This is a genomic window from Streptosporangium fragile, assembly GCF_039534445.1.
GTDB classification, from domain to species: Bacteria; Actinomycetota; Actinomycetes; order Streptosporangiales; family Streptosporangiaceae; genus Streptosporangium; species Streptosporangium fragile.
This window is the reverse complement of sequence record NZ_BAAAVI010000011.1, coordinates 118619-133372: the sequence shown is the minus strand read 5'-3', so window position 1 is coordinate 133372 and position 14754 is coordinate 118619. Positions and strand designations below refer to the sequence as shown.

Here is a 14754-nt window from a genome sequence, read left to right as displayed (position 1 = left end):
CAGACGGCACCGGCCGGCCCGGCCGATCAGGTCCCGGGCGGTCGGCCGAAGGCCATCAGGTTCTGCAGCAGCTCCGCCTGTTCGATCGCGTCGTCGAGCGCGTTGTGGGTGTGCGGCCGCTGGGAGAGCAGGTGCCGCGGCATCTGCCGCTTGGTGGCCCAGCCGATCGGCACGCCCGCCTTGGCGGCGTACAGCGTCTTGAGGTCGACGCAGCGCGAGTGCCCGAACGGCGAGGTGCCCGCGAAGCGCATGAAGTACCAGTAGATCCACATCCAGTCATACGAGAGCGGGTAGGCGGCCAGCACTGGTGAGCTGGTGCCGCACGTCTCGCGGATCCACGCCGCGGCCTCGCGCATCGCCTCGGCCGGGTCGCGTCCCTCGCGGATCAGCGTGTCCCGGTCCAGCCCGCTGACGGCCAGTGCCTCGGGCACGTGGTCGTCGCTGATCGGCCGTAGTTCGGCGTAGAACGTGTGGGACTCCGGATCGACGGGTTCGAACACCTTCCCGGTCATGCGTCCCGCCACGGCCATTCCGAAGCTCACCATCGAATACGGCCCCGGAATGGGGCCGTCGGCTTCGATATCCACAGAGATATACGTTTCGGTCTTCAACGTGCGTGCCTTCCTGTCTGCCGCTACCATTCGATGACTGTGCGTACGCGAATGGTCACTCAGGGGGAGAACGTGCGCGACGTGACAGCCGTCCGATCGGTGCCCGGTGTCACACCGGCCGCCCGTCGGCGTGCGCCCGGCTGGGTGCGGGGGCACAGGATGATGGCCGTCGCCGCCGATACCGGCTGTGCCGCCCTGGCCGGCGTGCTGGCGCTGTTCGTTCGATTCGGCGAGGTTACTCCTTATGTCGCCCCGTATGTCGTGGCGAGCGCGATCCTGCCGGTCGCCTGGGTCTGCACCGTCGCGTTGAACCGCGCGTACGAGCCGCGCCTCATCGGCCTGGGCCCGGAGGAGTTCCGGCGCGTCCTGCACTGCGGCTTCATGCTCACCGCCGCCCTCGCCGTCGGCGCCTACCTCACCAAGACGGAGGTGGCCCGCGGCTACGTGGTGCTGGCGATCCCGCTGACCACGCTGCTCACCCTCCTGGCGCGCTACGCCCTGCGCCGATCCCTGCACCGCAGGCGGGCGCGGGGCAGGTGCATGCGGCGGGTGGTGGCGGTGGGCCATCGGGCGGCCGTCGCCGAGCTGGTCCGCCGGTTCCGCCGGGAGCGGTACCACGGAATGGAGGTCGTGGGCGCCTGCGCGCCGCATGACGGCATGGGCGATGTGGAGGGTGTCCCGGTGCTGGGCGACTTCTCCGACGTCCCGCTCGTGGTCGGGCAGGTCGCCGCCGACACGGTGGCGGTCCTGGCCTGCCCCGAGATGGACGGGGTGGCCCTGCGGCGGCTGGCGTGGCGGCTGGAGAAGACCGACACCGACCTGATCGTGGCCCCGGCGCTGATGGAGGTGGCCGGGCCGCGGATCACCATCCGCCCGGCGGCGGGGCTGCCGCTGCTCCACGTCGACCATCCTGAGATCTCCGGCCTGCGCCAGGTGGTCAAGAACCTGTTCGACCGGGTCGGGGCCGGGCTGTTGCTGGTCGTCCTGCTGCCGCTGCTGGCCGGGGTGACCGTGGCCGTGCGGGCCTCCGGCCCCGGGCCCGTGTTCTTCCGGCAGACCCGGGTGGGCCGCGGCGGCGCCGAGTTCACGATGTACAAGTTCCGGACGATGCGCGCCGACGCCGAACAATGGAAGATCGACCTGTGCAGCGACGGCGAGGGCGTGCTCTTCAAGATCCGCAACGATCCCAGGGTGACCCCGATCGGCGCCTGGTTGCGCCGCCACTCCGTGGACGAGCTGCCCCAGCTCATCAACGTGCTGCTCGGCCACATGTCACTGGTGGGGCCCCGGCCGCCGCTGCCCGAGGAGGTGGCGCGGTACGGTGACGACGTCCGCCGCCGGCTGCTGGTCAGGCCCGGTATGACGGGCCTGTGGCAGGTGAGCGGCCGGTCGGATCTGTCGTGGGAGGAATCGGTACGGTTGGACCTGCGTTACGTGGAGAGCTGGTCTCTCACCTTGGACCTGCAGATTCTCTGGAAGACCTGGTCGGCTGTCGCGCGAGGAGCTGGAGCATATTGATGACCGTTCGCGACGATCACACACTCGCCGCGGAACTGGCGACGACGGCCGGTGAGAAGCTGGCGGCCCTGCGGGCGGAGCGGGGTTTCGGTGACCCGTCCGCGCTGCGCAAGGAGGGTGACATCGCCTCCCACCTGTTCCTCACGGAGGCGCTGGCGCGGTTGCGCCCGGACGACAGCGTGCTGTCCGAGGAGGCGACCAGGGAGGAACGGCTCGACCCCCGCCGGCTGCGGGCCGAGCGTGTCTGGATCGTCGACCCGCTGGACGGCACCCGCGAGTTCGCCGAGGAGGGTCGCGCCGACTGGGCGGTCCACGTGGCGCTCTGGGAGCGCGGTGCGCTGACGGCCGGTGCCGTGGCGCTGCCCGCCCAGGGCCGCACTCTTTCCACCGTCGAGCCCCCTGTCCTGCCCGCCCCGCGGGCCGGTGCCCGCCCGCGGATCGCGGTCAGCCGCACCCGCCCGCCGGAGTTCGTACGCAACCTCGCCGACCTCGTCGGGGCCGACCTCGTGCCCATCGGATCGGCGGGCGCCAAGATCTCCGCGGTGCTCACCGGCGAGGTCGAGGCGTACGTCCACGCCGGTGGCCAGTACGAATGGGACTCCGCGGCGCCCGTCGCGGTGGCCCTCGCCGCCGGAGCCCACGCCAGCCGCATCGACGGCGCGGCGCTGACCTACAACCAAGGTGACCCGTCACTGCCGGATATCCTTGTTTCCCTACCGGGACTGGCACCAACGTTGCTCGCTGGAATCCGGGATCTGCACCGCTAATCCCCGCTAGGAGAGTCCGATGCTTCAGCGCGACTACACAACGTCGCAGCTCGACGTCCTCGAGGCAGAGGCCGTTCACATCATGCGCGAGGTCGCGGCGGAGTTCGAGCGTCCCTGTCTGCTCTTCTCCGGTGGTAAAGACTCCATCGTCATGCTCCGCATCGCGGAGAAGGCGTTCTGGCCCGCACCGATCCCCTTCCCCCTGATGCACGTCGACACCGGGCATAACTTCCCCGAGGTCATCGAGTTCCGTGACCGGCGCGCCGCCGAGCTCGGCGCCCGCCTGGTCGTCGCCAGCGTCCAGGACTCCATCGACGCCGGCCGCGTCGTCGAGGAGACCGGCCGCCGGGCCTCGCGCAACCGGCTGCAGACCACCACGCTCCTCGACGCGATCGAGGAGAACGAGTACGACGCAGTCTTCGGCGGGGCCCGCCGCGACGAGGAGAAGGCCCGCGCCAAGGAACGCGTGTTCTCCTTCCGCGACGACTTCGGCCAGTGGGACCCGAAGAACCAGCGCCCCGAGCTGTGGAACCTCTACAACGCCAAGATCCGCAAGGGCGAGCACATCCGGGTCTTCCCGCTGTCCAACTGGACCGAGCTCGACATCTGGGACTACATCCGGCGCGAGGGTATCGAGATCCCGTCGATCTACTACGCCCACACCCGCAAGGTGTTCGAGCGTGACGGCATGCTGCTGGCCGACAGCGAGTTCGTCTCCCGTGACGAGGACGAGCCGCTCATGGAGCTGACGGTCCGCTACCGCACGGTCGGTGACGTGACCTGCACCGGCGCCGTCGAGTCGACCGCCGCGACGGTCGAGGAGATCATCGAGGAGATCGCCGCGACCCGCATCACCGAGCGTGGCGCCACCCGTGCCGACGACCGGGCCTCGGAGGCTTCCATGGAAGACCGCAAGAGGGAGGGCTACTTCTGATGCCCGCCTCCCCGACCGGTTCCCGGCGCCGCCCGGCCCCGGGCGTTTCCCGACCACGTCCGGCGCGGCCCCGCAGTGAGAGCCGTACGATCTCTGGAGAGCAGTTCTGATGGACATCCTTCGCTTTGCCACGGCGGGAAGCGTCGACGACGGGAAGTCGACCCTCATCGGGCGCCTGCTCTTCGACTCCAAGGCGATCTTCGAGGACCAGCTGGAGGCCGTCGAGCGCACCTCCCGTGACCGCGGCACCGAGTACACCGACCTGTCGCTGCTCACCGACGGCCTGCGGGCCGAGCGGGAGCAGGGCATCACGATCGACGTGGCCTACCGCTACTTCGCCACGCCCAGGCGCAAGTTCATCATCGCCGACACCCCCGGGCACATCCAGTACACCCGCAACATGGTCACGGGCGCCTCCACCGCCGACCTGGCGATCGTGCTGATCGACGCTCGCAAGGGCGTGCTGGAGCAGTCGCGGCGGCACGCGTTCCTGACGACCCTGCTGAGGGTGCCGCACCTGGTGCTGGCCGTCAACAAGATGGACCTGGTCGACTACTCCCAGGAGCGGTTCGAGGAGATCCGTGAGGAGTTCACCGCCTTCGCCTCCAAGCTGAACGCGCCCGACCTGACGTTCATCCCGATCTCGGCCCTGCACGGTGACAACGTGGTGTCGCGCTCGGAGAACATGTCCTGGTACAACGGCTCCTCCCTGCTGCACCACCTGGAGAACGTGCACATCGCCTCCGACCGCAACCTGGTCGACGTGCGCTTCCCCGTGCAGTACGTCATCCGCCCGCAGCGGGCCACCGACCCGGCCTTCCACGACTACCGCGGCTACGCCGGCCAGATCGCCGGAGGCGTGCTGAAGCCGGGCGACGAGGTCGTGCACCTGCCCTCCGGGCTGACCACGCGCATCGCCTCGATCGACACCTTCGACGGACCGGTCGACGAGGCGTTCCCGCCGATGTCGGTGACGCTCCGGCTGGAGGACGACATCGACATCTCGCGCGGCGACATGATCTGCCGGCCCAACAACCAGCCGCATGTCGCCCAGGAACTGGAGGCGATGGTCTGCTGGATGACCGACGCGAGCAAACTGGCCCCGAGAAGCAAGCTGGTCATCAAACACACCACCCGCACCGCCCGCGCCCTGGTCAGGGATCTGCACTACCGGCTGGACGTCAACACCCTCCACCGGGACGAGACGGCCCAGTCGCTCAGCCTCAACGAGATCGGGCGGGTCTCGCTCCGTGTCACCCAGCCGCTGTTCGTCGACGACTACGCCCGCAACCGCCTCACCGGTGGCTTCATCCTCGTCGACGAGGCCACCAACAACACCGTCGGCGCCGGCATGGTCGTCGAGGCCAAGTAGGTCTCCCGGCCGCACCCGCGAACGCCGGGTCGTTTCCGGGTGCGGCCGATCGTCCGTGTCCGCGAACGCCGGGTCGTTTCCGGGTGCGGCGCCTAACCGTTCGTGACGCCCGTTCGTGTCCGCGGTGGCCGGGTCGTTTCCCCGGGGGCGGTCCGATCGTTCGTGACGCCCGTCCGTGTCCGTGGCATCCGGCCGCCCACGCGCTCCGTCCGACCGCCCGTGTCCGTCACCGCGTACCCGCCGCGCACCCCGCGGCGGTGCGATGGCGGGCACGGGCGGTTCGCCGTGATGCCGTCGCTCCACCGTCGTGTCCCGCACCACCGCGGCGCTGTCTTCGCGTCCTGGACCCCACTACGCCGCCTCTCCGTCAGCGTTCCGGCGTGGACGCTGTGGAGTGCCGTGCAATGTGATGGATTCGGGTGGTATCCGACGCACTGCCCCGCTGTTGTGCCGACTCGGTAGATCCTTTGTCCGTTCTCTGACCGTACGATTACCCTCCGCGCTAGCCTCGGCACGTTCCGTATCCATCGGGTAAGGATTCGTGCCTGTGTCTGATAGTCCGTCCCCTGCCCGGGTGGTCTTCCTGGGCGGCCTCGGCCGTAGCGGGACCACCCTGCTGGAGCGCCTGCTCGGTGAGGTCCCCGGCATCGCGCCGCTCGGCGAGATCGTCCACCTGTGGTCCAGGAGCGTGCTGGCGGACGAGTCCTGCGGGTGCCGCGAGCCCTTCGGGTCGTGCCCCTTCTGGCACAAGGTCGGCGAGCGGGCCTTCGGCGGCTGGTCCGAGGAACTGGCCCACCGGATGCTCGCCCTCCGCTCCCGCGTCGACCGTACCCGGCGTATCCCGGTCCTGGCCCGGCTCCTGGCCGAGGAGCAGGCGGGCACCGGCCGCTGGCCGGCGCCCGGCACCGCTGAGCTGAGCGAGTACGTCGGGGTGCACCGCTGCCTGTACGACGCGGCGGGTGAGGTCGCCGACTGCCCGGTCGTGGTCGACTCCAGCAAGCACGCCTCGCTGGCCTTCTGCCTCGCCGCGGCCGGCGTCGACGTCCACGTGGTCCACGTGGTCCGCGACCCCCGCGCCGTCGCCCACTCCTGGCACCGGCACGTCCCCCGCCCCGAGGACGGGCGTCCGATGACGCACTGGTCGCCGTCCCGCACCTCACTCCACTGGATGGCCGAGAACCTCAGCCTGGAGCTTCTGGCCCGGCGGGGAGTCCCGGTCACCCGGGTCCGCTACGAGGACCTGATCGAGGCCCCCGCCGCCACTCTCAGGCGCCTGGTCGCCAGAATCGGCCTCCCGCCCCGCCTCGACTTCCTGTCCGGGCGCGTCGCCGAGTTCTCGACGGCGCACACGGCCTCGGGCAACCCCATGCGTTTCGCGCTCGGGCCCACCGAGCTGACCGGGGACGACGGCTGGCGCACCGCCGCCTCGCCCCGTCGGCGGCGACTGGTCACCGCACTGACCTGGCCGCTCATGATCAAGTATGGCTACCGAAGGAGGCTCGCGTGAACGCACCCGTGAGCATGACGACGTCCACGAGTGCGCAGGCACCCGCAGGCGCGTGGGCGCCCACGGACCCGATGGCACCCATGGGCCCGGCGACGTCCGCCGGCGTGGCGACGGCCGTGACGGGCGGGAGATCGGCCGTAGGGGTGAAGACGTCCGTGAGCGCCGACGCGTCCGTGGGCGTCGTGGTGCCCACCCGGGGGCACCGGCCCGACCGGCTGCGCGCCGCCGTGCTCGCCGTGCTCGGTCAGGATCACCCCGGCCTGATCGAGGTGGTCGTGGTCGTCGACGGCGGTGATCCGGCCCCGGTCACCGGCCAGCTCGCCGACCTGATCGTCTCCCCGCCTTCGCCCTCGGTCCCGGGAGCGGACGAGGCGCCCCCGCGCAGCGTGCGGGTGATGGCCAACCGGCTCACCCCCGGCCTGCCGGGGGCCCGCAACACCGGCATCGCGGCGCTCGGCACCGACCTGGTCGCCTTCTGCGACGACGACGACCAGTGGCTGCCCGGCAAGGTCCGCGCCCAGGTGGCCGCGTTGGCGACCGAACCGGACGCGCGATTCTCCAGCTGTTCCATCGAGGTCGAGTACGGCTCGCGCCGTATCCCCCGCCTGGCCGGCACCTGCCGGGTGACCCGCGGGCACCTGGTGCGCTCACGCATGGTGATGGTGCACTCCTCGACCTTCCTGTTCCGGCGCGGTGGGCTCTGGGTGGATGAGAGCGCCCCCCACGGCCAGAACGAAGATTGGGACCTCGCCCTGCGCGCCGCCGCCCACCATCCGATCGTGCACGTCGACCGTCCCCTGGTGCGCGTGCGTTGGGGTGGCTCGTCGTATGTGGCCCGCTGGGCCGACCGCATCGCCGGACTGGAGTGGATGCTCGCCCGGCACCCCGATCTGGCCGTAGACCCGCGCGGCGCGGCACGGGTCTACGGCCAGCTTGCCTTCCACCACGCCGCCCTCGGCCGTCGGCGGGAGGCGGGCCGCTGGGCCTGGCGTGCGTTCTCCACCCGCCGGAGCGAGCCAAGAGCGCCTCTCGCGCTCGCGGTGGCGGCGGGTCTGATCAGGCCCGACGCCCTGCTCAGCGTCCTGCACCACCGAGGGCACGGCATCTGATGCCGCCCACCACCGAGCGCCGGCCCGTGACCGAGCCCCGGTCCGCGGCAGATCACCATCCCGGCACCGGGCATCGGCCTGTGACGGAGGACCGTCCTGCGGGTCTGCACCGGCCCGGTGCGGAGCACGGGTTCGCGGCCGTCCGCGGGCCGGTGACGGACCAGAGGTTCGCGGCCGATCACCTGGCCGTGGCCGACCCCGGGTCCCCGGCCGCCCGTCACGGGGCGGCGCCCGTGCCCGCCATCCCCCGGCAGCGTTCCCGGCAGGGCCGGACCGGCCGGTCCCGGCCCGACCGAGCCACCCGCAGGCGGCTGCGCAGGCGCGTGCACGTGGCGGGCGTCGCCATCGATCCGATGACCGAGAGCGAGATCGTCGACCACGTGGTCGCCGCGCTGAAACGCGGTGAGGGCGGGCACCTCGTCACTCCGAACGTCGACATCTGCCGGACCGTCGGCCGCGACCCGCGGGCGCGCGCGCTCGTCGAGGGCGCCGACCTCGTCGTGGCCGACGGTATGCCGCTGGTGTGGGCGGCGCGGCTGCTCGGCACCCCGGTGCCCGGCCGGGTCACCGGGGCCGACCTGATCTGGTCCCTGTCGGAGGCCGCGGCCTTCTACCGCTATCCCGTCTACCTGCTGGGCGGACCACCCGGCGCGGCCGCGCAGGCCGCCTGCGAGCTGATCCTGCGCTATCCGAACCTTGTCGTCGCCGGGGTCGACTCCCCGCCCTACGGGTTCGAGGACGCCCCCGAGAGCTGCGCCCGGGTCCGCGACGCAGTGGTCGCGGCCGGGCCCCGGTTGGTCTTCGTCGGGCTGGGCTTCCCCAAGCAGGAGCGGCTCATCGCCGCGCTCCGCAAGGACCTGCCCGGCACCTGGTTCGTCGGTTGCGGCTCGGCGATCGCCTTCACCGCCGGTACCGTGCGCCGGGCACCCGCGTGGATGCGCCGGAGCGGCCTGGAGTGGCTCTTCCGGCTGGCAGGGGAACCGGGCAGGCTCGCCCGCCGCTACCTGGTCGACGACGCGCCGTACGCCCTCGGGCTCCTCACCACCTCCCTCATCCGCGGCCTGTTCTCCTAGCCGGCCGGGCTTTCCCGGCTCTCCTGGCCGGTCGGTCCCTCCCCGTCGGCCGGGCCCGTCCAGCCATCGGGGGCCGCGAAGGCCAGTTCCCTGACCCGGCGGGCCTCATGAGGGCTCAGCCGGGCGGTGGCCGAGACGAGGGCTCGGCGCGAGTCCATCGGCCGGTAGGCGGTGCGCGACAGGCCGCTCCAGGCGAAGCCGCCCCCGTCCCGGGCGGCGGCGCCGGGGGCCGTCGTGCACGCGCGCATGACGCGGCTCTCGGCGCGGGGAGACCACGTCAGGCCCGCCCATTCGTACAGGCGCCGGAAGCCCGTTCCCGGGTCGGTGGCCAGGTCCTCGTAGCGGGCCAGCAGGATTCCGGGATGCCGGGCGGCCAGGCCGGCGGCGGTGATCCCGGCTGCCCGCCACAGGGCCGCGGCCTTGGCGATGCGGTCCCGGGAACCCACCAGCGGGCGCAACGCTTCCAGATGGGGCTGGTCGCGGATCAGCAGCGGCTGTTCGAGGAACTCGTGGAAGGAGACCGTCCAGCCGAGCCGCTGCCAGCTGCCGACGAACGACACCGGGTCGCGCAGCAGGATCACCACCCGGCAGCCCAGCCGCTCGGCGAACCACCCGGCGGAGAACAGCGCGAACGGGTCGTCCAGCAGCGCCCGGCGCCCGCCCAGCCGGCCCAGCGTGAACGCGGTGCCATAGCGGACCATCCGTGCCAGGTCGTACGGTGACCGGTTGCATCGCAGTTCGGCCAGGAACCCGTAGCGGAGCGCGACAGTGCGGCGGAAGGCAGGCAACCAGTCCTGCTCGTTGTCCGGGCAGATGTACTGGAAGCGGTGGGTGACGGCGGCGCGGAGGACACCGGGGGAGCGGCCCGGCGGGTGCTCGGGGTTGAGCGGCTCGTTGACGTAGATCAGCTCGCCGCTCGCCGTGAGCATCCTGCCCGTCCAGCTCGTCCCGCTCCGGGGGAGGCCGGTCACCAGCACGGGCGTCACCGCGTCCCCCCGGTGGCCGGGGCGGCATGCCCGGGGAAGCCGAAGGGACGCAGGCCGTAGCCGCGGTGGATGCGCCACAGCGGCAGCAGGTTCTTGACCGCCGTGCCCCCCGCCCAGCCGAGGGCGGCGCCGAGCGCTCCCAGCCCGGGGACCAGCAGCACGTCCAGCAGTACGGCGGTCGCCACGGCGGCGGCCAGGTGAGCCAGGCTGGAACCGGTGTGCCCCGCGGAGGTCAGCACCACGTCGGCCATCCCGCAGGCGGTGGCGAGCATCATCGTGGCGGCCAGCACGAGCGCCACCGGTGCTCCGGAGGCGTAGTCCTCGCCGAAGACCACCCCGAGCAGCCACGGCGCGACGGCGGCGTACGCCAGCCAGATCGGCCAGGTCAGCAGTACCAGCACGCGGGTGGACGAGCGGTACAGCGCGCGGGCGCGCGGCAGGTCGCCCTCGGCCATGGCCCGTACCAGCCGGGGCTGCGCCGCCCGTGCCAGTCCCTGCCCGGCCAACTGGCCGACGATCTTGAAGCGGGTGGCGGCGGTGTAGACGGCGGCCTCGGCCGGTCCGGCGAGCGCCGCCACGATCACGATGTCCATCCGCTGGAACACCGCCTGGATCCCGGCCGCCAGCGAGCGGGGCCAGGTATGGCGCCAAAGGTCGCGTGCCACGCCCACCGTGCTCGGTGTGCCCGGCGCGTCCGGCACGTTTGGTTCGTCCGGGATGCGCGGCGCGTCCGGCACGTGTGGTCCGTCCGGGGCGCGGAGCGGCCGCCGGCGTAGCCAGAGCCAGGCCAGCAGCAGCACCGGCAGGGACGGCAGCGCCCAGGCGGCGGTGAGCATCGGCACCGAGGTCACGCCCGCCAGCACCGCGCCGCCGACGAGGACGAGCCGGGCCACCGGCTGGAACACACCGTCCAGCAGCACGGTGGGTCGCATCGCGCCGAACCCGCGGGTCGCGCTGACGACGACGTCCGCGCACGCGAGGAAGGGCAGGGCCACCGCCAGCACCCGCAGTGCGGGATCGGCGGCGGTGAGCGTCACCACCACCCCCACGGTCAGCGAGAGCGCCGCGACCGGGAGCAGCGCCGCGCGGATGTATCCGGACAGGTGGTACGCAGGCATGGGGCGGTCGGATCCGTGGCGGCCCGGGGCGGGGCGGTGACCGGACGGCCGGGTACGGGCGATGACGTGAACCAGGCCGTTACCGGCGTCCAGTCGCAGGACGGCGGCGGCCGTCAGGCACAGGGCGGTCGCGGCGAAGAAGGCGCCGGCGGTCTCCGGCGCGGTGCCCCTGGTGACGACCACGACCAGCGAGAACTGCGCCATGGCCGCCACCCCCGCCCCCGCCAGCCCCGCCGCCCCGCTTCGCGTCACCCCGCTCCGCGCGGCCCCGGCCGTCCGTGCCAGGTCCCTCAGCCGGGTCAGCAGCCGCTCTCTCAGCCGGTTCAGCAGCCGGTTCAGCGGCTGGGGCGGCAACCGGGTCAGCACCGCCATGAGGGCTCCGCGCCGAGCCAGGAGAGCAGCAGGGCGTCGTCCTCCTCGAAACGGCGCGACAGTTCGCGGCGGAGTGTGTCGGGCATCGGCGCGGGCCTGGGCCGGGCGTTGTGCCGCTCGAAGACCGGGGTGCCGATGTGCGGCAGCCCGAGGAAGGCCAGAACCCGGTCGTAGGCGGTCTCCGGCTCGGTGAAGAATCGCCCGCTGTCGAGGACGAGGATCCGTTCCCGCCCGACCAACGGCTCCAACCGGGCCAGTTGCTCGGCGTAACGGCCCCTGGCCAGATAGGCGTGGTGGCGGTGGGCGGTGCTCGTCGAGCACGGCGAGGTGACCAGGGCCTCCACCGCCCCGGCCAGGCGTTCCTCCTCCAGTTCCACGGCTCGGGCGAAGTCGGGTTCGGTCTCGAAGCCCCTGGCCAGCTCGTGCGCGTGAGCGGAGAAGGCCCGCTCGACCGGGTCACGGACCAGGACGATCAGTTTCACGCCGGGCAGGTCGACGGAGATGCGGGGACCGGCCAGCGGGTGGAACAGGTAGTAGGGCGACGACTCGAACGCCTGGGGGCGGTAACCGTATCTGCGCTCCAGCCGGGCGGCGGTCGGCCGCAGCGGGAAGTGCGCCCGGTACCAGGGCAGGCCCCGGTCGTAGGCCAGGTCGAAGTAGTGCACGCCCTTGCGCAGGACGGGCTTGAGGATCAGCGGGTGCTGGGCCAGCGCCCGGTACAGGGAGGTCGTGCCGGAGCGCTGCGCCCCGATGATCAGGAACGCGGGCAGCACCCGCCTCCCCGAGGTGAGGCGCCCCGCGGTCCATGACACGGCGTGCGCGTAACGCTTCAGCGCGGGCATCACAGCAGGACCTCCTGGCGGTCGGCGACGGGGCTCAGCCAGAGCTCCGGCGGGCCGAGAGGGCTGTGGCCGTCGGCGGCGTACCGGTTGGCCAGCGTGATCAGGTAGTGCACCGCGGTCAGCCGGGCCTCGGCGGCCGACAGCCCGAACGGGGCCAGGGTGGGCAGGGCCTGCGCCACGCAGGCCTCGGCGGCGGCGAGCGGACCGGTCCGGCGCAGGGCGCGGTGGAAGAAGTGGTGGACGGCGTCGAAGCCCAGGGGGACCCCGGTGCCGAACCGCTCCCAGTCCCAGACCAGCAGCCGTCCGTCGGGCCCGGGTGCGATGTTCCACGGGGCGAGGTCGCCGTGCCAGGCGAACCCCTCCCCGGGGCGCGGGCCCGCGACCGGCCGCCTTCCGGAGCGCGGGCCTTCGCCGGTGAGCTCGCCGGTGACCGGTCCTGGCAGGGCGGGGTGGCCGGGAAGGCGGGCGATCTCGCCGACCGCGTCGGAGAGCAGGTCGCCGGGGACCCGGCCGCGCCGTACGGGCAGCGGCGCCAGCGCGAGCACGGACAGGCCGCGCCAGGAACCGTGGTGCAGCACCACCGGTGCGACGACGCTCTTCAGCGGCACCCCGGCGAGCAGGTCGAGCGTACGCGCCTCGTGCGCGACGAGCGCGCGGGTCCGGTCGGTGTCACCGATCTTCACGAAGGCGACGGTCCCCTCGGGACCGCGCGCCTGGAGGACGGGTTTGCGGTTGGCCCGCCGGGCCGGGCGGACGTGTAGTGTGACGCGGACGGGGGTGCCGAGCGCCTCGCTCAGGTAGGTCTCGATGCTGTCCCGCCCCGCCGGGACGGTGACCCTACCGGCGGGGTGCCACCATGCCCTCGGCACCAGCCTGCGGGGCATCAGCCGGTGGGGGAGCAGGGTGTAGGGCCGTGGCTCACCGGGACCGGGGAACAGCAGGCCGATCGTCCGGTCGAGGTAGCGCAGCCTGGCGCGGGCGTCGTTCATGCGGTCGTGCTCGCCATCGAGTTCCTCCACAGGAGCGCGAACGAGATGAGATACAGGCTGAGCGGGGTGACCAGCCCGTCGTAGACGAACATGTAGAGCAGGGTGAGGATCATGACCAGGACCCCCGCCATGCCGATCGGGCTCCGGTCGCGCCAGTGGCGGCGGGCCGCCCCGGCGAAGAAGGCCGAGTAGAGCGCGGCCCCGGTGAAGCCCTGAGTGATCATCAGGTGCCAGAGGTGGCCGTCGCCTCCGAGCGGAGGGTGCCCGCACGTGGGACACCAGTCGGTCTTGCCGGTGGTGACCGTCCGGTGGTTGCCCCGGGCGCTGCGGGTGTTGCCGTAGCCGATCAGCGGCGAGGTGCTCGCCGCGGCGATGGTCTCCGACACGGTGAAGGCCCGGATGTCGTTGCTGTGGGGGTTCTCCAGCCGTTGGGCCACCATCGCCTGCAACGGGCTGAGGAAGAACGCCAGCGCCCCGGCCGTGACCGCCGCGCAGGCCGCGACGCGGGCCCGCCCGCCCAGGCGCAGCAGGAGGTACGCCACGGCGACGCCGAGGCCGATCCACAGGCCGCGGTTGAGCGAGTAGACGATCGGGACGGCGGCCAGGGCCAGCAGCGGGACCACGGCCAGGCGCCTACGGGGCCCGCCGTGCGCCCACCAGCCGACGACGAACCAGACCAGCAGCACCGAGACGTTGCTGCCCCAGGCGTTGGCCCACTCGAACGGGGCCTCCGGGCGGGGCGAGGGGTGACCGAGAACCCACTGCGTCTGCGCCGCGGTCGGGTGGATCAGGTTGTGGACGAAGGAGTTGCCGCTGATCCACCCGGGGAGGATCGACTCGACCGGCGAAGTGAACTCGGCGTGCGGGGCGAGCACGCCCAGCAGACCCCCCGCGACGGTCGTCAGGAACAGCGTGCCGAGCATGCGCACCAGGGTGAGTTGCGGCAGTTCCCTCTCCGCCAGGTTGCCCAGGTAGAGCACCATGATCAGCAGTGAGACGTACAGGGACAGGCGCATGAGGTAGCCGATCAGCCGTCCGGCCCCGAACTCGCCGTAGGTGTCCGGTGGCATCTCGCCCAGCATGAACCCGCTGACCAGGTAACCCGCCAGGAGCAGCAGCCAGAGCCCGAACCCGCGCGGCGCCCTGATCGGCCGCCTGCGCCACAGCACGAGTGCCATCACCGGGGCCACCGCGACCACCGAGAGGCCGCCGAAGCCCAGCACCCACCACAGCGGGTATCCCACCAGGAGCGCGGCGATCGGCCAGGCCGCCGGATGCAGGCCCCTCACGGCCGATGCGTCCGCCACCCGGCCTCCGGTCGTTGCGCCCGCGGGACGCCCCCGTAGGCCGCCCCGCGGGCCCGTTCCTCCTGCCCGGGGACGTTCCCGCCGGGCCGTTCGCCCTGCCTGGAGACGCTCCCGTGGAGTCCGGGCCCCGGGACGCTCCCACGGGGCCGTTCGCCCTGGCCCGGGACGCCGCTGTGGGCGGGTCCGGGTGCCTGGCCCTGGCCCGGGACGCCGCTGTGGGCGGGTCCGGGTGCCTGGCCCTGGCCCGGG

Annotated in this window: 13 protein-coding genes; 7 read left to right on the top strand and 6 right to left on the bottom strand. The window is 72.5% G+C overall.

The window, feature by feature from the left end:
* Window positions 1-26: 26 nt before the first annotated feature.
* Window positions 27-512, bottom strand: a complete 486-nt coding sequence (locus ABD841_RS10130) for a 3'-5' exoribonuclease domain-containing protein (protein ID WP_344970036.1) — start codon at window positions 510-512, stop codon at window positions 27-29.
* Window positions 513-662: 150 nt separating this feature from the next.
* On the opposite strand from ABD841_RS10130, the gene ABD841_RS10125 reads away from it, so the two are divergent.
* From ABD841_RS10125 to ABD841_RS10095, 7 genes are all read left to right on the top strand, one after another.
* Entirely contained in the window at window positions 663-2129 is a 1467-nt protein-coding gene (locus ABD841_RS10125; RefSeq protein WP_344970034.1) for a sugar transferase, read from the top strand.
* The gene (locus ABD841_RS10120; RefSeq protein WP_344970033.1) at window positions 2129-2896 is read left to right on the top strand and encodes a 3'(2'),5'-bisphosphate nucleotidase CysQ; all 768 of its coding nucleotides are present in this window, start codon (window positions 2129-2131) and stop codon (window positions 2894-2896) included. Before ABD841_RS10125 ends, ABD841_RS10120 begins: the two co-directional genes overlap by 1 nt.
* Window positions 2897-2915: 19 nt before the next feature.
* Window positions 2916-3830 carry a sulfate adenylyltransferase subunit CysD gene (cysD, locus tag ABD841_RS10115; protein WP_344970031.1) on the top strand — a complete coding sequence of 305 codons (915 nt, stop codon included), beginning with the start codon at window positions 2916-2918 and terminating at the stop codon, window positions 3828-3830.
* A gap of 109 nt (window positions 3831-3939) precedes the next feature.
* Window positions 3940-5202 carry a sulfate adenylyltransferase subunit CysN gene (cysN, locus tag ABD841_RS10110; RefSeq protein ID WP_344970030.1) on the top strand — a complete coding sequence of 421 codons (1263 nt, stop codon included), beginning with the start codon at window positions 3940-3942 and terminating at the stop codon, window positions 5200-5202.
* A gap of 547 nt (window positions 5203-5749) precedes the next feature.
* Complete coding sequence (locus ABD841_RS10105; protein ID WP_344970028.1) at window positions 5750-6709, top strand: sulfotransferase; 960 nt, start codon at window positions 5750-5752, stop codon at window positions 6707-6709.
* 155 nt (window positions 6710-6864) lie between these two features.
* Entirely contained in the window at window positions 6865-7818 is a 954-nt protein-coding gene (locus ABD841_RS10100) for a glycosyltransferase family 2 protein (protein WP_344970027.1), read from the top strand.
* 80 nt (window positions 7819-7898) lie between these two features.
* Window positions 7899-8891, top strand: coding sequence for a WecB/TagA/CpsF family glycosyltransferase (locus ABD841_RS10095; protein ID WP_344970025.1), 993 nt, complete (start codon window positions 7899-7901; stop codon window positions 8889-8891).
* On the opposite strand, the gene ABD841_RS10090 is transcribed toward ABD841_RS10095, so the two are convergent.
* From ABD841_RS10090 to ABD841_RS10070, 5 genes are read right to left on the bottom strand one after another with little or no spacing between them, the layout of a single operon-like run.
* On the bottom strand, window positions 8888-9877 hold the full coding sequence (locus ABD841_RS10090; protein WP_344970024.1) for a sulfotransferase: 990 nt from the start codon (window positions 9875-9877) through the stop codon (window positions 8888-8890). The two genes, ABD841_RS10095 and ABD841_RS10090, sit on opposite strands and share 4 nt — an antisense overlap.
* Window positions 9874-11367, bottom strand: a complete 1494-nt coding sequence (locus tag ABD841_RS10085; protein WP_344970022.1) for a lipopolysaccharide biosynthesis protein — start codon at window positions 11365-11367, stop codon at window positions 9874-9876. The genes ABD841_RS10090 and ABD841_RS10085 overlap by 4 nt, the downstream gene beginning before the upstream one ends.
* Window positions 11355-12209 carry a sulfotransferase domain-containing protein gene (locus ABD841_RS10080; RefSeq protein WP_344970020.1) on the bottom strand — a complete coding sequence of 285 codons (855 nt, stop codon included), beginning with the start codon at window positions 12207-12209 and terminating at the stop codon, window positions 11355-11357. Before ABD841_RS10080 ends, ABD841_RS10085 begins: the two co-directional genes overlap by 13 nt.
* Entirely contained in the window at window positions 12209-13228 is a 1020-nt protein-coding gene (locus tag ABD841_RS10075; protein WP_344970019.1) for a hypothetical protein, read from the bottom strand. Before ABD841_RS10075 ends, ABD841_RS10080 begins: the two co-directional genes overlap by 1 nt.
* Window positions 13195-14487, bottom strand: coding sequence for a hypothetical protein (locus ABD841_RS10070; protein WP_344970017.1), 1293 nt, complete (start codon window positions 14485-14487; stop codon window positions 13195-13197). Before ABD841_RS10070 ends, ABD841_RS10075 begins: the two co-directional genes overlap by 34 nt.
* Window positions 14488-14754: the final 267 nt, after the last annotated feature.